Raw genomic sequence first — 17,822 nt, 5'->3', positions numbered from 1 at the left:
CGCTAGCGCACGCGGGCAAGCAGCACGCCCGCGACGAGCGCCAGCCCGCCAACCAGCACGATAGTCTGCCAGGGCTTTTCGTGGATGTAGGCGTCCGCGTCTTCGAACACGGCGCCTGCGCGCTCGCGCAATGCGGCGTGCGTGTCGTTCAACCGTGCGCGCGCGCTATCGAGACGCTCGCCGATCTGCGCGCGTAGTGCCGCTGCATCGGCGGACGTGCCTTCCGCCAATGTGCTTTCGAGTTCGCTGAGCAGCGTGCGGAGTTCGGCGCCGATATCCTCGGCTGCTTCACGTCCATGGCGCGCCATGCGGCGTGCGCGGCGGCCCGTCGTGGTCCATGAGTCTCCGATGGCGTCTCGCGTATTAGGCAGTGCGTTCATAGATCGCTCCGTCGATGGATGAGTCGTGGATGGCCCGCCCGAAGCGGGGAAACTCATCATGCAGCAAATTCGATGCCGCCGCTTCGACTTTGCGCAATGCTTCGGTAAGCGCGACCGTGACCGGGATTTCCCTCGCGTCGGTGCGTAAGAACTGCAAGTCGTTCTTTCTTTCAGAGGTCACATTTACAAGCTCATGCAAAGAGAAACGCCGGCATGAGTGAATCATGCCGGCGTTTTGTTTCTTTTCGCAGAGACGCTTTATATCGTCATTACCTGCTCATGAGCAGTATTGCTTTAGAAGCGGTAGCCTACTCGCAAATACGTAACGATCGGGTTGAGGGTGATTTTTGCCTGCGACTGAACATTCAGCGTACCGACAGGCGTTTGTGCCTGCGTGTTCAACTTCGCAGTGGCCTTCAACGGAATGAAGGACACGGAGAAGCCGGCGAACCAGTGTTCTGTGAAATTGTAAGTCGCGCCGACATTAAACACGGGCGCCCACGAACTATCCGTGTCGACCGTGGTCGGACCATGCAGGACCGAGCCTTCGAATTGCTGGTTCGTGATCTGGGCGTCGGTGAACCAGGTCCGCGTCACGCCGATGCCAACGAACGGACGGAACTTCGCCGTAGGAGCATTGAAGAAGTATTTGAACAGCAGCGTCGGGCTCCACTGCTTGGCGCTGCCGAGCTTGCCGTACTGCGAGAAGGTGCCTGTGCCTTCGAGATCGAACGTGGGCGGTATGCCCATTTCGAGTTCGGCTGCGATGTGGTCGGTGGCGAAGTAACCCAATGTGAAGCCGGCTGTGTCAGCGCTCCCAATGCCGGCGCCGGTGCCGGGAACATCGATATTGACCGGAGATCCGCCTACACTTGTTTCTTTGAGCGGACCGCTGCTGTCTTGCGGGGCAAAGTGAAACCAGCCTGCTGTTGCATAGAAGGACCCAGCAGATTGCGCATGTGCCGCGGTGGACACACACGCTAATGCCGCGATCCCCGTGATGACTTGTTTTATTTTCAATTTGTGCTCCTCCAGAAAAGCACGCTCATTATGAACATAAGATTTCACATTAACCATAGCGGCGCCGTAGAGCATTTTCCCTAGGGCAAAGAGCGGCTTTGGGGCTTCGTTGCACGGCACTTGCATGTGTTTGTCCACGCTGCCACAACGGCTCCGAGAGGCCCCCGATTGGGGTAACACAAACGCGACCAACGGAATATCCAGAATGGCACGGCTTGCACGACTCTACGTTCCCGAACAGCCGCAGCATGTCATCCTGCGTGGTCTCGACCAGCAACCCGCATTCGTCGACGACCAGGACTACGAGCTTTTCATCGACTGCTTGAGGACTGCTTCACGTGATCATCACCTCTCGATCCACGCCTACGCGCTCATGCCGCAGGCGGTGCATCTGCTCGTCACGCCGCGCGACGAGGCCAGCTTGCCCAAGGCGATGCAGGCCGTCGGGCGTCGTTACGTAGCGCACTTCAATCGCCGTTACATGCGGCGCGGCACGTTGTGGGAAGGCCGCTATCGCGCCACGGTGATCGAGGGCGAGCGTTACTTTCTGCTCGCCACGCGCGTCGTCGAGACAGCGCCGGTGCGCGCGCAACTCGTCGCGACGCCGCAGGATTACAAGTGGTCCAGCTTCCGTCATCACATCGGGCTTACGCTCGATGGCCTCATCACGGATCATCCGCTGTTCTGGTCGCTCGGCAACACGCCGTTCGAGCGCCAGCACGCCTACAAAGAGTTGTGCGAGCAACCGCTCGACGAGCGGGAGGCCAACCGTCTCCTGCAAGCGACACTCAAAGGCTGGGTGCTGGGCAGCGAGGCCTATCGCGAATGGGCATCTCATGCAGCCAACCGTCGGGTGTCGCCTTTACCGCGTGGACGGCCTCGCAAGATTCGCGAAACCCCACAGCCCCAATAACGGCCTCTGACAGCAAACCTGAAGCACAAAATGAAACGGCGTCTCGAATTTTCGGGGTTCGCCGTTTCTTTTTTATGATTATTAATGCGACCCTAATATATTGGGGCGCGCTTGCACCATATCGATAATTGGTGCCATATCATCAAGTTTTATTTGCCATCCTTTTGATTCGTCGCGTATATTTCGATTTCCGGCAATTGCCGCGGTGCAGCGTGCCGCGCACGACCGTGCTTCGTGACACTTCAAGTTGAAAAAAACCGTCGCAAGCGAAAAGAAAATGATTCAACGGCCGAGTCGAATCGGCCCCTCACAGTAGAGACGGTGTCCCCATGAACGATCATCAGCAACCGGCAGCCGGTTCGCTTCCCGCCGCGCAGGGCATGTACGACCCTGCGAACGAACACGACGCCTGCGGCGTCGGCTTCGTCGCCCATATCAAAGGGAAAAAGAGCCACGAGATCATTCAGCAGGGTCTCAAGATTCTCGAGAATCTCGATCACCGCGGCGCGGTCGGCGCCGATCCGCTGATGGGCGACGGCGCCGGCATCCTGATTCAGGTGCCGGACGGCTTCTATCGCGAGGAAATGGCCAAGCAGGGCGTGACGTTGCCGCCGGCTGGCGAATACGGCGTCGGCATGATCTTCCTGCCGAAGGAGCATGCGTCGCGTCTCGCGTGCGAACAGGAGCTCGAGCGTACGGTGAAGGCCGAAGGTCAGGTCGTGCTCGGCTGGCGCGACGTTCCCGTCGACGGCAACATGCCCATCTCGCCGACCGTGAAGGCGAGCGAGCCGCTGATCCGCATGATTTTCATCGGCCGCGGCAAGGACATCGTCGTGACGGACGCGCTCGAGCGCAAGCTGTACATCATCCGCAAGACGGCGAGCCATCGCATCCAGGCGCTCAAGCTGAAGCACGGCAAGGAATACTTCGTGCCGTCGATGTCGTCGCGCACGGTCGTCTACAAGGGCCTGCTGCTGGCGGGTCAGGTCGGCGTGTACTACCGCGACCTGCAGGACGAGCGCGTTGTCTCGGCGCTGGCGCTCGTGCACCAGCGCTTCTCGACCAACACGTTCCCGGCGTGGGAACTCGCGCACCCGTACCGCATGATCGCGCACAACGGTGAAATCAACACCGTGAAGGGCAACGTCAACTGGCTGAACGCGCGCACGGGCGCAATCGCGTCCTACGTGCTCGGCGACGATCTGCCGAAGCTCTGGCCGCTGATCTATCCGGGCCAGTCGGATACGGCATCGTTCGACAACTGTCTCGAACTGCTCGTGATGGCCGGCTACCCGCTCGTCCACGCGATGATGATGATGATCCCCGAAGCGTGGGAACAGCACACGCTGATGGACGACAACCGCCGCGCGTTCTACGAATACCACGCCGCGATGATGGAGCCGTGGGACGGCCCCGCCGCGATCGCGTTCACGGACGGCCGCCAGATCGGCGCGACGCTCGACCGCAACGGTCTGCGTCCGGCGCGCTATCTCGTCACCGACGACGATCTCGTGATCCTCGCGTCGGAATCCGGCGTGCTGCCGATTCCCGAGTCGAAGATCGTCAAGAAGTGGCGTCTGCAGCCGGGCAAGATGTTCCTGATCGACATGGAGCAGGGCCGCATCATCGAGGACAAGGAACTGAAGGACAACCTGTCCAACGCGAAGCCGTACAAGAGCTGGATCGACGCCGTTCGCATCAAGCTCGACGAGATCGAGCCGAAGGCGGAAGACGTCGAGACGCAACGCCGCGAAGCCGCCGCGCTGCTCGACCGCCAGCAGGCATTCGGCTATACGCAGGAAGACCTCAAGTTCCTGATGGCGCCGATGGCGCAAGCGGGCGAGGAAGCCGTCGGCTCGATGGGCAACGATTCGCCGCTGGCGGTCATGTCCAACAAGAACAAGACGCTGTACAACTACTTCAAGCAGTTGTTCGCCCAGGTGACGAACCCGCCGATCGATCCGATCCGCGAAAACCTGGTGATGTCGCTCAACTCGTTCATCGGTCCGAAGCCGAACCTGCTCGACACGACCAACATCAACCCGACGATGCGTCTCGAAGTGTCGCAGCCCGTGCTCGACTTCAAGGACATCGCCAAGATCCGCGCGATCGATAAATACACCGGCGGCAAGTTCAGCTCGTATGAACTGAACATCTGCTATCCGGCGGCGTGGGGCAAGGAAGGCGTCGAAGCGCGCATCGCGTCGCTGTGCGCGGAAGCGGTCGATGCCGTGAAGTCCGGCTACAACATCCTGATCGTGTCCGATCGTAAGATGGACCGCGACAACGTCGCGATTCCGGCGCTGCTCGCCACGTCGGCGATTCACTCGCATCTCGTCGCGCATGGCCTGCGCACGAGCACGGGTCTCGTCGTGGAAACGGGTTCGGCGCGTGAGACGCATCACTTCGCGCTGCTCGCGGGCTACGGCGCGGAAGCCGTTCACCCGTATCTCGCGCTGGAAACGCTCGCCAACATGGCCGAAGGCCTGAAGGGCGATCTGTCGGCCGACAAGGTCATCTACAACTTCACGAAGGCAGTCGGCAAGGGTCTCCTGAAGGTCATGTCGAAGATGGGCATCTCGACGTACATGTCCTACACCGGCGCGCAGATCTTCGAAGGCGTCGGCCTGTCCTCCGAGCTGGTCGAGAAGTATTTCAAGGGCACGGCGACGAAGGTCGGCGGCATCGGCATCTTCGAGGTGGCGGAAGAAGCGATTCGTCTGCACCGCGATGCGTTCGGCGACAACCCGGTCCTCGCGACCATGCTCGACGCGGGCGGCGAGTACGCGTACCGCGTGCGCGGCGAAGAGCACATGTGGACGCCGGATGCGATCGCCAAGCTGCAGCACTCGGCGCGCAGCAATTCGTATCAGACGTACAAGGAATACGCGCACATCATCAACGACCAGACGAAGCGTCACATGACGTTCCGCGGTCTGTTCGAGTTCAAGGTCGAGCCGACGAAGGCGATTCCGCTGGATGAAGTGGAATCGGCGAAGGACATCGTCAAGCGCTTCGCGACTGGCGCGATGTCGCTCGGCTCGATTTCGACCGAAGCGCACGCGACGCTGGCGGTGGCGATGAACCGCATCGGCGGCAAGTCGAACACGGGCGAAGGCGGCGAGGACGAAACGCGTTATCGCAACGAACTGCGCGGCATTCCGATCAAGAACGGCGACACGCTGCAATCGATCATCGGCAAGGAAGTCGTCACCGACATCCCGCTGAAGGACGGCGATTCGCTGCGCTCGAAGATCAAGCAGGTCGCGTCGGGCCGTTTCGGCGTGACGGCGGAGTATCTGTCGTCGGCGGATCAGATCCAGATCAAGATGGCGCAAGGCGCGAAGCCGGGTGAAGGCGGCCAGTTGCCGGGTCACAAGGTGTCAGAGTACATCGGCAAGCTGCGTTACTCGGTGCCGGGCGTCGGCCTGATTTCGCCGCCGCCGCACCACGACATCTATTCGATCGAAGACCTCGCGCAGCTCATTCACGATCTGAAGAACGTGAATTCGGCGGCGAGCATTTCGGTGAAGCTGGTGTCGGAAGTCGGTGTCGGCACGGTTGCCGCCGGTGTTGCGAAGGCGAAGGCCGATCACGTCGTGATCGCGGGACATGACGGCGGCACGGGCGCGTCGCCCTTGTCGTCGCTCAAGCACGCGGGCACGCCGTGGGAACTCGGCCTTGCTGAAACACAGCAGACGCTGGTGCTGAACCGCCTGCGCGGCCGCATCCGCGTGCAGGCCGACGGCCAGATGAAGACCGGCCGCGACGTCGTGATCGGCGCGCTGCTCGGCGCGGACGAGTTCGGCTTCGCGACGGCGCCGCTCGTCGTCGAAGGCTGCATCATGATGCGCAAGTGCCATCTGAACACCTGCCCGGTCGGCGTCGCGACGCAGGACCCGGTGCTGCGCGCGAAGTTCTCGGGCCAGCCGGAACACGTCGTCAACTTCTTCTTCTTCGTCGCGGAAGAAGTGCGCGAGATCATGGCGCAGTTCGGCATCCGCAAGTTCGATGACCTCATCGGCCGCGTCGATCTGCTCGACATGAAGAAGGGCATCGAACACTGGAAGGCGAAGGGTCTCGACTTCTCGCGCATCTTCTATCAGGTGCCGGTGGGCGAGGAAGTCGCACGCAAGCACGTGGACGTGCAGGATCACGGCCTCGACAAGGCGCTCGATCACGTGCTGATCGAGAAGTCGAAGGCGGCGATCGAGAAGGGCGAGCATGTGTCGTTCATCCAGCCGGTGCGCAACGTGAACCGCACGGTCGGCGCGATGCTGTCCGGCCTGATCGCGAAGAAGCACGGCCACGACGGCCTGCCCGACGACTCGATCCACATCCAGCTGAAGGGCACGGCGGGCCAGAGCTTCGGCGCGTTCCTCGCGAAGGGCGTGACGCTCGACCTCGTCGGCGACGGCAACGACTATGTCGGCAAGGGCATGTCGGGCGGACGCATCATCATTCGCCCCACCAACGACTTCCGCGGCAAGTCCGAAGAAAACATCATCTGCGGCAACACGGTGATGTACGGCGCGATCGAAGGCGAATCGTATTTCCGCGGCGTCGCGGGCGAGCGCTTCTGCGTGCGCAATTCGGGCGCGACGGCGGTCGTCGAAGGCACGGGCGATCACGGCTGCGAATACATGACGGGCGGCACGGTGGTGGTGCTCGGCGAGACGGGCCGCAACTTCGCGGCGGGCATGTCGGGCGGTATCGCGTTCGTGTACGACCCGGACGGCGCGTTCGCCGGCAAGTGCAACAAGTCGATGGTCGCGCTCGATCCGGTGCTTCAACAGGCCGAACAGGAACGCACGGTGGATCGCGTGCTGTGGCACGCGGGCAAGACCGACGAAGCGCTGCTCAAGGGTCTGGTCGGGCGTCACTTCCAGTTCACTGGTTCGCCGCGCGCGAAGTCGCTGCTCGAGAACTGGGATTCGGCTCGCCGTCAGTTCGTCAAGGTGTTCCCGACCGAATACAAGCGCGCACTCACGGAGATGGGCGCGAAGAAGTCGAAGGACGCCATCGCGGCTTGAGGCCGAGTCACAACATTTAGAAAGGCTCTCCGGTGCGTGTGCATCGGAGAGTGCGATCCTCACCAAATACAGAGAAAGAAATGGGCAAGGCAACCGGTTTTCTCGAGTTCGAACGCCGCCACGAGGCGTACGAAGCACCGCTGACCCGCGTCAAGCACTACAAGGAATTTGTCGCCGCACTGACGGATGAAGACGCCAAGGTTCAGGGCGCGCGCTGCATGGACTGCGGCATTCCGTTCTGCAACAACGGCTGCCCGGTCAACAACGTCATTCCGGACTTCAACGATCTCGTGTTCCAGCAAGACTGGAAGAGCGCGATCAACGTGCTGCACTCGACTAACAACTTCCCGGAGTTCACGGGCCGCATCTGTCCGGCGCCGTGCGAAGCGGCGTGCACGCTCGGCATCAACGACGATCCGGTCGGCATCAAGTCGATCGAGCACGCGATCATCGACAAAGCCTTCGCCGAAGGCTGGGTCGTGCCGCAGCCGCCGAAGCACAAGACCGGCAAGAAGGTCGCGGTCGTCGGTTCGGGCCCTGCGGGTCTCGCGGCCGCGCAACAGCTCGGGCGCGCGGGGCATGAAGTCGTCGTGTTCGAGAAGAACGATCGCATCGGCGGTCTGCTGCGTTACGGCATTCCCGACTTCAAGCTGGAAAAGTGGCTGATCGATCGCCGCATGCGCCAGATGGAAGCGGAAGGCGTGTCGTTCCGCACGAACGTGTTCGTCGGTAAGGACGCATTGCCGGATTACATCGCGAATACGGCGAAGGAAACCATCACGCCGGATGAACTGAAGGAACAGTTCGACGCGGTCGTGATCGCGGGCGGTTCGGAAATGCCGCGCGATCTGCCGGTGCCTGGGCGCGAGCTCGAAGGCATCTACTACGCGATGGAATTCCTGCCGCAGCAGAACAAGGTCAACGCCGGCGACAAACTGACGGATCAGCTGCTCGCGAAGGGCAAGCATGTCGTCGTGATCGGCGGCGGCGATACGGGTTCGGATTGTGTCGGCACGTCGAATCGTCATGGCGCGAAGGACGTCACGCAGTTCGAACTGCTCGCGCAACCGCCCGAAGAGGAAAACAAGCCGCTCGTGTGGCCGTACTGGCCGATCAAGCTGCGCACGTCGTCGTCGCATGAAGAAGGTTGCGAGCGCGACTGGTCGGTGGCGACGAAGCGTTTCGAAGGCAAGAACGGCAAGGTCGAGAAGCTGATCGCGGTGCGCGTCGAGTGGAAGGGCGGCAAGATGCAGGAAGTGCCGAACAGCGAGTTCGAAATGAAGGCCGATCTCGTGCTGCTCGCGATGGGCTTCACGCAACCGGTTTCGCCGGTGCTGGATGCGTTCGGCGTCGAGAAGGATGCGCGCGGCAACGTGCGCGCGGCGACCGAGGGCGAGAAGGCGTATTACACGTCGGTGGACAAGGTGTTCACGGCGGGCGATATGCGGCGCGGTCAGTCGCTCGTTGTCTGGGCGATTCGTGAAGGCCGCCAGTGCGCGCGCTCGGTGGATGCGTATCTGATGGGTTCGAGCGAGTTGCCGCGGTAAGCCGTTGAAGATTGATCGATTGATGAAAAAAGGCCACGCAGTGCGTGGCCTTTTTTCTTTGGCTGCGTGCGCCTCAAGCCTCCACCAACATCCTCTCGATCTCGATCTTGTAATCATGGAACATCGCCACTGACTCGCGATGCGCCACACTCAATATCGCCGCCTTCGGCAACCGCTCGACGAGTGTGTTGTAGATATGCAGTTCGTTCTCGGCATCGAGCGCGCTGGTGGCTTCGTCGAGGAACACGAAGTCCGGCTTGTGCAGCAACACGCGCGCCGCGGCCAGCCGCTGTTGTTCGCCCGGCGAGAGACTCCGCGCCCAGTGCGCGCTTTCTTCCAGCCGGTCCGCATAAGACTCGAGATTGCACAGACGCAGGATTTCGCGCGATTCTTCGTCGCTGAACGTTCCGCCGGGCGACGGATACGAAAGCGCCGCGCGCAACGTGCCGATCGGCAGGTAGCTCATCTGCGGAATGAACATCATCTTCGCGTCGACGGGCGCATCGATGGTGCCGTCGCCGAACGGCCACAAGCCCGCGAGCGCGCGCATCAACGTGCTCTTGCCCGATCCGGACGGCCCCACGACGAGCCAGCGCGAACCCGGCTCGATCGACACGTTCGCCACGCGCGAGAGCGGCGTGCCGTTGGGCAGCGCGAGCACGAGATTGTTCGTCGTGAGCGAAGGCGTGCTCGTGTAGTGCAGGTTGATGCCGCCGTGCTCCGTCGCCGGCGACGTTTCCTCGCGGATATGCGTCGAGCGCATCACGCGCTTGAATTCGCGCAGACGATTGACGGTGGCGCGCCATTCGACCAACGTCGAATAACTGTTGATGAACCACGAAAACGAATCGCTGACCGTGCCGAACGCCGATGAAATCTGCATCAGCACGCCGAACGAGAACGCGCCGGCGAAGTAGCGCGGCGCGGCGACCATGATCGGAAAGATGATCGCGATCTGCCCATAGAAGCTCAGCACGAAGGTCATGCGCTTCGTGTACTTCATGATCATCCACCAGTTGTCCTTGATGCGGTGGAAGATGGTTTTCGCGTTCGCGGTTTCGGTCGCGATGCCGTCGTAAAACGCGATCTGCTCGGCGTTCTCGCGCACGCGGATCAGGCCGAAGCGGAAATCCGCCTCCACCTTCTGCTGCTGATAATTGATCGACACGAGCGGATGCCCGACCTTCTGGATGATGAGCGAGCCCGCGATCGCGTACAGCGCGGCGGCCCACACCATGTAGCCCGGAATGTTGATCGGCGTGCCGCCGAGCGTGATCGTCAGTGCGCCCGCGAGCGTCCACAGGATCGTGATGAAAGTGACGAGCGTGACGAGCGTCGAAAGCAGATCGAGCGACAGCGAGAGCGTCGTGGTCGCGAACGATTGCAGGTCGTCGGAAATACGCTGGTCGGGGTTGTCAGCAAGACGGTCGCGTTCGATGCGGTAGAACGCCTTATCGCCGAGCCATTGTTCGAGGAACTTGTTGGTGAGCCACTGGCGCCAGCGGAAACCGAGCATCTGACGCAGATACCGCCCATACACCGCAAGCAGAATGTAGGCGAAGGCGAGCCCGGTGAAGATCAGCAGCAGATGCGGGAATTCGGTGACGTTCTTGTTCTGGAGCGCGTTGTAGAACGACGCGCTCCAGCTGTTGAGCCGCACGTTGATATACACGACGGTCATGTTGATCGCGATGATCGCGACGAGCAGCCCCCACGCGAAGCCGCGCTCTTCTGACACCCAGTAGGGCTTGATGAGGCTCCATGCCGAGACTTCGTCGGCTTTTTGCTGCGTGCTTTCGGTACGAGTGTTGGTCATGAGCTTCCTGCTGGCGCACATCGAGGCGCCCGAATGTTATGTCCGCGGCCCGCAAATTGTTCCGGGGTTCTCTTAACGCTCACTTAATTTCGCGCGATCGTCCCGCGAACCATGTTCGCGGCATTGTGCCAGAGTGCCGCCGCGCACGATAAAAGCCGGGCAATCCCGGTTTGCAGCGGATTCGGCTTTCATGTTTTAATGATCCTCGACGAAACAGGGGTGCTTCGCGTGCATCGGTGGCCGGAACGGTCATCAGCGCGGCGAGGCTGAGAGAGACCCTTTGCACCCGATCCGGGTAATACCGGCGAGGGAAGTTTCCGGAGAACGCGCGAGCCTCGCGCCATTCCTCCAGTTTCTTCCAGTACCTTCTTTCCGCACGGCGCGTGGTTCCTGCGTCGAGCCGGTCTCTCTCAGCTGATTTCGTCCTCGTGATGTGGCGCCGCGCCAGCACGGTCGAGATCGCGTACTTCGTCTCCTCGTGCAGTGCAGCGCTACCGCTATGGAGACATCGAATTGAACAGGATCGAACAGGGCGACGCGCGCCGGCCGGACTTCGCGGTTATCGGCGGCGGGCTCGTCGGGCGACTCGTCGCCTGGCAACTCGCGGGCGCGGGGCATGACGTCGCGCTCTATGAACGCGGCGACGCGGCGGGCACGCAATCGGCGGCGTGGGTCGCTGCCGCGATGCTCGCGCCGCTCGCGGAAGCGGCGAGCGCGGAACCGCTAGTGGTCGGGCTCGGGGCGGCGTCGCTCGAACGCTGGCCGCGCCTGCTCGCGCAATTGCCGGAGCCGGTGTTCTTTCAGCGCAACGGCACGCTCGTCGTCTGGCACGGCGCCGACCGCGCCGAGGCGCCGCTCTTCGAGCGCCGCCTGCGCGCCAACTCGCCCGCCGATCTGCTTGCCGGCGGCTTCGTCAAGCTCGCGGGCGCGCAGCTAGCGCAGGCGGAGCCCGCGCTCGGCACGCGTTTCGCGCAGGGCTGGCTGCTGCCGAACGAGGGCCAGCTCGACAATCGCCAGGCACTCGCTGCGCTCGCTGCCGGACTGGCGGCGCGCGGCGTGTGCACGCACTGGAACACAGCGGTCGACGCTATGCCCGACGCGCGCTGGATCATCGATTGCCGTGGACTCGGCGGCAAGCCCGCGTGGCCGGCGCTGCGCGGCATCCGTGGGGAAGTCGCGCGCGTGCATGCGCCGGGTATCGGGCTGTCGCGGCCCGTGCGGATGCTGCATCCGCGCTATCCGCTCTACATCGCTCCGAAGGAAAACGATCTGTACGTGATCGGCGCGACCGAAGTGGAAGGCGAGGACATGTCGCCCGTGTCGGTGCGCTCGGCGCTCGAACTGCTGAGCGCCGCGTTCGCGGTGCATCCGGGCTTCGGTGAGGCGCGCATTCTCGAACTGAACGCGCATTGCAGGCCGACCTTGCCGGATCACCGCCCGGCGATCGTCTGGGACGGGGCGCGGACCTTGCGCGTGAACGGGCTGTATCGGCACGGCTTCATGATCGCGCCGGAAGTCGCCGACGCGGCCTGCGCGCTTGCCGGCGCGCTCATCGAGGGCGATGTCGCCGATGCCGACACCTTCGCCGATTTCCGCCGCGCCGCCCGCTGGCCCGAGCTGTTACAGGGCGAATTCGCGCTGGCGCCGGCGCTGTCGCATTGAGAAAGAGAACAGAGCCATGAACATCCATATCAATCAGCGCGCATTCGATTTGCCCGATGCCGCCACCGTCACCGAAGCGCTCGCCGCGTTCGGCGCGAAGCCGCCGTTCGCGGTCGCGTTGAACGGTCAGTTCGTGGCGCGCGGCCAGCACGCCACGAAAACGCTCGCTGCCGGTGACAAGCTCGACATCGTGTCGCCCGTCGCGGGCGGCTGAATTCCGAACCGAAGGATCGAACCATGACCACACAGACCGCCGACGTCCTCATGCTCTACGGCGAGGCGTTTCCGAGCCGCGTGCTGCTCGGCACGTCGCGCTATCCGTCGCTGCAATCGCTTTCCGACTCCATCGACGCCGCGCGGCCGGGGATGGTCACGGTCGCGCTGCGCCGCCAGTCGGAGACGGGCGAAGCCGGCTTTTTCGATGTATTGAAGCGCCACGGCGTCGCGCTGCTGCCGAACACGGCGGGTTGCCAGAGTGTCGACGAAGTGCTGACGACCGCGCACATGGCGCGCGAGGTTTTCGAGACGCCGTGGATCAAGCTGGAGCTGATCGGCGACGACTACACGCTGCAGCCTGACCCGATCGGGCTCGTCGAAGCGGCGGCGAAGCTGATCCGCGATGGCTTCAAGGTGCTGCCGTACTGCACGGAGGATCTGGTGATCGGTCGGCGCCTGCTCGATGCCGGCTGCGAGGCGCTGATGCCATGGGGCGCGCCGATCGGCACCGGCAAGGGCGTGACCAATCCCTACGGACTGCGCACGCTGCGCGAGCGCTTGCCGGACGTGCCGCTCATCGTCGATGCGGGGCTCGGCGTGCCGTCGCACGCGTGCCAGGTGATGGAATGGGGCTTCGACGGCGTGCTGCTCAATACCGCCGTTTCGCAGGCGACGTTCCCGCCGCAGATGGCGCGGGCGTTCGCGCTCGGCGTCGAAGCCGGACGCACGGCGTTCCTCGCCGGTCCGATGGCCGAGCGCGACAGCGCGCAGGCGAGCACGCCGGTCGTCGGCATGCCGTTCTGGCATCAGGACGGAGGCGTGGCATGAGCTTGCTGAATCGCGAAGTGTTCTGGCCGCCCGCGGACGAACTCGTCGAAGTCGCGGAGCGGATTCGCGCGCGTCTGGGCGACTGGCCGGTGGCCGAGACGCGCTGGCGTATCTGCCTGACCGCGCCGGAATCACCCAAAGTGAACGATCTGATCGTCTTCACCGAACCGCACGACGCGGACACCGGGCGGCTCGCGACCAGCGGCGCGGCGGTGCTCGAAGCGCACGGCGGGCGCGTTACGCTGCGGCGCGGCGACGAGCGTTTTGCGCTGGAAGGCGAATGGTCGGATGATTGGCTGGCCGCGCTCGCTGCGTTCCTCGACTGCAATTTCGAACCGCACGACGCGCTCACGCTCGCGCTTGCCTGGCGCGCCGGCGACGAAGACAAGGACGACGCCTGGCCCGTCGATTTCGCGACCTTTCCGCGCGTGACCGATTTGCCGCCCGCGCCCGAAGGCGGGTTTCCGGCGTGCCCGGATCGCCTCGGCCTCTATCCGGTGCTGCCGAGCGCCGAATGGGTCGAGCGCGTGCTCGAACTCGGCGTGCGGACCACGCAACTGCGCCGCAAGACGACCGACGCCGCGGATCTCCATCGAGAAATCGCACGTTCGGTCGAAGCGGGACGCCGGCACGACGCGCAGCTTTTCATCAACGATCACTGGCGCGAAGCGATCGACGCAGGCGCGTACGGCGTCCATCTGGGTCAGGAAGACGTCGAGACCGCCGATCTCGCTGCGATCGCGAAGGCCGGCCTGCGCCTCGGGCTTTCGACGCACGGCTATTACGAGATGTTGCGCGCGCTGCATTTCAAACCGAGCTATCTGGCGCTCGGCGCGGTTTTCCCGACCACGACAAAGGTCATGCCGACGAAACCGCAAGGTCTCGCACGACTCGCGCGCTACGTGCGGCTGCTGTCCGGCCGCGTGCCGCTCGTCGCGATCGGCGGAATCGACGCCAGGGTGATGCCCGAGGTGCTCGCGACGGGCGTCGCCAGCGCGGCAGTAGTGCGCGCGGTGACCGAGGCGCCCGACACGGCGTCGGCGGTTTCGGCTCTGCAACAGATGTTTGCAGGTCAAAGGTGAAAATTCCCAAAAACAGGAGGGCACCGACCTAGGCAAAGCACCGATTGCGCGCAGGCCCTATAATTCGGCGTTTTGCGTCTACGGAATCTCCTATCCAGTGCCTGCCTCTTCCGAGACTCTGTTAGAGCTGCGCGACGTCGATTTTGGCTACGGCGACCGGCTCATTCTGTCGGACCTGAACATGCGTTTCACGCGTGGGCAGGTGGTCGCGGTCATGGGCGGCTCCGGCTGTGGCAAGACCACGACCTTGCGTCTGATCGGCGGCCTCGTGAAGGCGAGCCGCGGTCAGGTAATGTTCGGCGGACAGGACGTTGGCGCGCAAACGCGCGAGGGTCTGTACGCGCTGCGTCGCAAGATGGGCATGCTGTTCCAGTTCGGCGCGCTCTTCACCGACCAGACCGTGTTCGAGAACGTGGCGTTCCCGCTGCGCGAGCACACCGATCTTCCCGAAGCGCTGATCCGCGATCTCGTGCTGATGAAGCTCAATGCCGTCGGCCTGCGCGGCGCGCGCGATCTCGCGCCGTCGGAGATTTCGGGCGGCATGGCGCGCCGCGTGGCGCTCGCCCGCGCAATCGCGCTGGACCCCCAACTGATGATGTACGACGAGCCCTTCGCCGGCCTCGATCCCATCTCGCTCGGCATCACCGCGAAGCTCATCCGCACGATCAACGACGCGCTCGGCGCGACCTCCATTCTCGTGACGCACGACGTGCCCGAATCGTTCGCGATCGCGGACTACGTGTATTTCATCGCCAACGGCGGCATCCACGCCGAAGGCACGCCGGCGGAACTGCGCGCATCGCAGGACCCGACCGTGCGCCAGTTCATCGACGGCACGCCGGACGGCCCGTTCAAGTTCCACTACGCGAGCACGCCGCTCGGCGCGGATTTCGGCATCGGAGGGCAGGCATGATCAGCGCGCTCGGACGCTGGGTGCTCGACGGTTTCGGCACCGCGGGCTACGCGACGCGCATGTTTGTGCGCCTCGTGCTCGAATTCTTTTCGCTGTTGCGCCGCCCGCGCCTCGTCACGAAACAGATCCACTTCGTCGGCAATTATTCGCTCGTCATCATCGCGGTGTCGGGGCTGTTCGTCGGATTCGTGCTCGGCTTGCAGGGCTATTACACGCTGAGCCGCTACGGCTCGGAACAGGCGCTTGGCCTGCTCGTCGCCCTGTCGCTCACACGCGAACTGGGCCCGGTCGTGACGGCGCTGCTGTTCGCGGGGCGCGCGGGCACTTCGCTCACCGCCGAAATCGGGCTGATGAAGGCGGGCGAACAGCTCACCGCGATGGAAATGATGGCGGTCGATCCGCTGAAAGTGGTCGTCGCGCCGCGCATGTGGGCGGGCATCATCGCCATGCCGGTGCTGGCGGGCATTTTCAGCGCGGTCGGCATCGTCGGCGGCTATGTGGTCGGCGTGATACTGATCGGCGTCGATCCCGGCGCGTTCTGGTCGCAGATGCAAGGTGGCGTGGACGTGTGGCGCGATGTCGGCAACGGCGTTGTCAAGAGCATCGTGTTCGGCTTCGCGGTGACGTTCATCGCGTTGTTTCAGGGCTACGAGGCAAGACCGACGCCGGAAGGCGTGTCGCGCGCGACGACGAAAACCGTCGTGTACGCGTCGCTCGCCGTACTCGGGCTCGATTTCCTGCTGACCGCACTGATGTTCAGCTAATGGACCAAGCGCAGGCGCCGGGCAATGGCGCGGGCGTTGTGAAGGGCACAGACCATCACGCGCCACCTGCGAAAAGATTCTCTTTGGGAAGACGATGAAAAAGACTGCTCTCGACTTTTGGGTCGGCCTCTTCGTGGTGCTCGGCTTCGTGGCGCTGCTGTTTCTTGCGCTGAAGGCGGGCAACATGAGCTCCCTGTCGTTTCAGCCAACTTACGCGGTGAAACTCAAGTTCGACAACATCGGCGGCCTCAAGGCGCGCGCGCCCGTCAAGAGCGCGGGCGTGACGGTCGGGCGGGTCGGCGGCATCGGCTTCGATGCGAACACCTACCAGGCCGTCGTGACGATCGATATCGACAAGCAGTATCAGTTTCCGAAGGACTCGTCCGCGAAGATCCTGACCTCGGGCCTGCTCGGCGAGCAGTACATCGGCCTCGAACCGGGCGGCGACGACCAGATGTTGAAGAACGGCGACACCATCACGATGACGCAATCGGCCGTGGTGCTCGAGAACCTGATCGGCCAGTTCCTCTACAACAAGGCGGCGGATTCCGGCGCCTCGAAATCATCGGCGGCGCCGGCAGCGCCCGCGCCCGCACCGGCTTTCCCCGGCGCGGCGAGCGCGATGGGCGCGTCGGGCGCGGCTCAATAAGGAGAAGAACATGCAGGCGATGGTGATGCGGCGCGCGATCATCGGGGCGGGCGCCATGGCGCTCGTCGGTTGCGCGACGGTGACGACGCCGACCAAGGGAGACCCGTTCGAGAGCTATAACCGGACGATGTTCACGATCAACGATACCGTCGATCAATACGCGTTCAAGCCGGTGGCGAAGGGTTATGTCTGGGCGGTGCCGGAGCCGGTGCGCAACAGCGTGACCAACTTCTTCTCGAATATCGGCGACGTGTATATCGCCGCGAACAACCTGCTGCAGTTGAAGATCGCGGACGGCGTGTCGGACATCATGCGCGTCGCGATCAATACGGTGTTCGGCGTCGGCGGTCTGTTCGACGTCGCGACCATCGCGAAGCTGCCGAAGCACGCCGGTGATTTCGGCCTGACGCTCGGCCACTATGGCATGCCGTCCGGCCCGTATGTCGTGCTGCCGCTGCTCGGGCCGAGCACCGTGCGGGATTCCGCTGGCCTTGTCGTCGACTATTTCGGCAATCCGCTCACCTATGTGAGCCCGGATTCGGTGAGCTGGGCGCTGTATGGCGTGAACCTCATCAATGTGCGCGCGAATCTGCTGGGCGCGACCGACGTGCTCGCCGACGCCGCGCTCGACAAATATTCGTTCGTACGCAACGCGTACCTGCAACGCCGTCAGTATCTGATCTCCGGCGGCGAGAATGATGCGCCGGATTACGGCGAAGCGCCGTTGCCGAACTATGGCGATACCGAAGGCGCGGCCCCAGCGGAAGGGGCGTCGCCCACAGCCGCCGCGCCGGCATCGGGCACGGCCGCTGCGCCTGCTCCCGCCAGCGGGCCCAGCAACACGGTGCCGGGCAATCAGTACGTTCCGCCGGCGGGTTTCCCTTCATTCCGCTTGCGTTGAGCGGGATTTCCCTAACGCGCGGTAACATATCTAACGTCATTTCTTACGATTTGAACGCTGTGCGGCCTGAACTCGGTTCAGGCCGCACGCTCAAACCG

At 63.4% G+C, this 17,822-nt stretch carries 15 protein-coding genes and 1 riboswitch; of the genes, 11 read left to right on the top strand and 4 right to left on the bottom strand.

What is annotated here, in order from left to right:
• Window positions 1–2: 2 nt before the first annotated feature.
• The 3 genes from BTHE68_RS11695 to BTHE68_RS11685 form a co-directional block, all read right to left on the bottom strand.
• Window positions 3–380 (bottom strand): ElaB/YgaM/YqjD family protein, encoded by a 378-nt coding sequence (locus tag BTHE68_RS11695; RefSeq protein WP_061179088.1) that lies wholly within the window; start codon window positions 378–380, stop codon window positions 3–5.
• Window positions 364–606, bottom strand: a complete 243-nt coding sequence (locus tag BTHE68_RS11690; RefSeq protein WP_162066447.1) for a hypothetical protein — start codon at window positions 604–606, stop codon at window positions 364–366. The genes BTHE68_RS11695 and BTHE68_RS11690 overlap by 17 nt, the downstream gene beginning before the upstream one ends.
• A 68-nt stretch (window positions 607–674) precedes the next feature.
• The gene (locus BTHE68_RS11685; RefSeq protein ID WP_061179128.1) at window positions 675–1,400 is read right to left on the bottom strand and encodes an OmpW/AlkL family protein; all 726 of its coding nucleotides are present in this window, start codon (window positions 1,398–1,400) and stop codon (window positions 675–677) included.
• Between the two features lie 205 nt (window positions 1,401–1,605).
• On the opposite strand from BTHE68_RS11685, the gene BTHE68_RS11680 reads away from it, so the two are divergent.
• The 3 genes from BTHE68_RS11680 to BTHE68_RS11670 all read left to right on the top strand — a co-directional run bounded on the left by BTHE68_RS11680 (window position 1,606) and on the right by BTHE68_RS11670 (window position 8,893).
• Entirely contained in the window at window positions 1,606–2,313 is a 708-nt protein-coding gene (locus BTHE68_RS11680) for a transposase (protein WP_162066446.1), read from the top strand.
• A gap of 329 nt (window positions 2,314–2,642) precedes the next feature.
• Window positions 2,643–7,346 (top strand): glutamate synthase-related protein, encoded by a 4,704-nt coding sequence (locus BTHE68_RS11675; RefSeq protein ID WP_162066445.1) that lies wholly within the window; start codon window positions 2,643–2,645, stop codon window positions 7,344–7,346.
• A gap of 80 nt (window positions 7,347–7,426) precedes the next feature.
• Window positions 7,427–8,893 (top strand): glutamate synthase subunit beta, encoded by a 1,467-nt coding sequence (locus BTHE68_RS11670; protein ID WP_162066444.1) that lies wholly within the window; start codon window positions 7,427–7,429, stop codon window positions 8,891–8,893.
• A gap of 73 nt (window positions 8,894–8,966) precedes the next feature.
• On the opposite strand, the gene BTHE68_RS11665 is transcribed toward BTHE68_RS11670, so the two are convergent.
• Window positions 8,967–10,709 (bottom strand): ABC transporter ATP-binding protein/permease, encoded by a 1,743-nt coding sequence (locus BTHE68_RS11665; RefSeq protein ID WP_162066443.1) that lies wholly within the window; start codon window positions 10,707–10,709, stop codon window positions 8,967–8,969.
• Window positions 10,710–10,914: 205 nt separating this feature from the next.
• Window positions 10,915–11,039: riboswitch (TPP riboswitch) on the top strand.
• Window positions 11,040–11,222: 183 nt separating this feature from the next.
• Between BTHE68_RS11665 and BTHE68_RS11660 the strand changes: the two genes are divergently transcribed.
• The 8 genes from BTHE68_RS11660 (at window position 11,223) to BTHE68_RS11625 (ending at window position 17,724) form a co-directional block, all read left to right on the top strand.
• On the top strand, window positions 11,223–12,371 hold the full coding sequence (locus BTHE68_RS11660) for an FAD-dependent oxidoreductase (RefSeq protein ID WP_162066442.1): 1,149 nt from the start codon (window positions 11,223–11,225) through the stop codon (window positions 12,369–12,371).
• 16 nt (window positions 12,372–12,387) lie between these two features.
• Complete coding sequence (gene thiS / locus BTHE68_RS11655) at window positions 12,388–12,585, top strand: sulfur carrier protein ThiS (protein WP_061180179.1); 198 nt, start codon at window positions 12,388–12,390, stop codon at window positions 12,583–12,585.
• Window positions 12,586–12,608: 23 nt separating this feature from the next.
• The gene (locus tag BTHE68_RS11650) at window positions 12,609–13,415 is read left to right on the top strand and encodes a thiazole synthase (RefSeq protein ID WP_162066441.1); all 807 of its coding nucleotides are present in this window, start codon (window positions 12,609–12,611) and stop codon (window positions 13,413–13,415) included.
• The gene (thiE, locus tag BTHE68_RS11645) at window positions 13,412–14,497 is read left to right on the top strand and encodes a thiamine phosphate synthase (protein WP_162066440.1); all 1,086 of its coding nucleotides are present in this window, start codon (window positions 13,412–13,414) and stop codon (window positions 14,495–14,497) included. The genes BTHE68_RS11650 and thiE overlap by 4 nt, the downstream gene beginning before the upstream one ends.
• Window positions 14,498–14,594: 97 nt before the next feature.
• Entirely contained in the window at window positions 14,595–15,410 is an 816-nt protein-coding gene (locus tag BTHE68_RS11640; RefSeq protein ID WP_162066439.1) for an ABC transporter ATP-binding protein, read from the top strand.
• On the top strand, window positions 15,407–16,174 hold the full coding sequence (mlaE, locus tag BTHE68_RS11635) for a lipid asymmetry maintenance ABC transporter permease subunit MlaE (RefSeq protein WP_162066438.1): 768 nt from the start codon (window positions 15,407–15,409) through the stop codon (window positions 16,172–16,174). The genes BTHE68_RS11640 and mlaE overlap by 4 nt, the downstream gene beginning before the upstream one ends.
• A gap of 94 nt (window positions 16,175–16,268) precedes the next feature.
• Window positions 16,269–16,823 carry an outer membrane lipid asymmetry maintenance protein MlaD gene (mlaD, locus tag BTHE68_RS11630; RefSeq protein ID WP_162066437.1) on the top strand — a complete coding sequence of 185 codons (555 nt, stop codon included), beginning with the start codon at window positions 16,269–16,271 and terminating at the stop codon, window positions 16,821–16,823.
• Window positions 16,824–16,833: 10 nt separating this feature from the next.
• Window positions 16,834–17,724, top strand: coding sequence for an MlaA family lipoprotein (locus BTHE68_RS11625; RefSeq protein ID WP_162066436.1), 891 nt, complete (start codon window positions 16,834–16,836; stop codon window positions 17,722–17,724).
• The last annotated feature ends 98 nt before the right edge of the window (window positions 17,725–17,822 follow it).

This window comes from Burkholderia sp. THE68 (assembly GCF_009938265.1).
Lineage (GTDB): Bacteria > Pseudomonadota > Gammaproteobacteria > Burkholderiales > Burkholderiaceae > Caballeronia.
The sequence above is the reverse complement of the archived record's forward strand: the minus strand, read 5'-3'. Positions and strand labels throughout refer to the sequence as shown.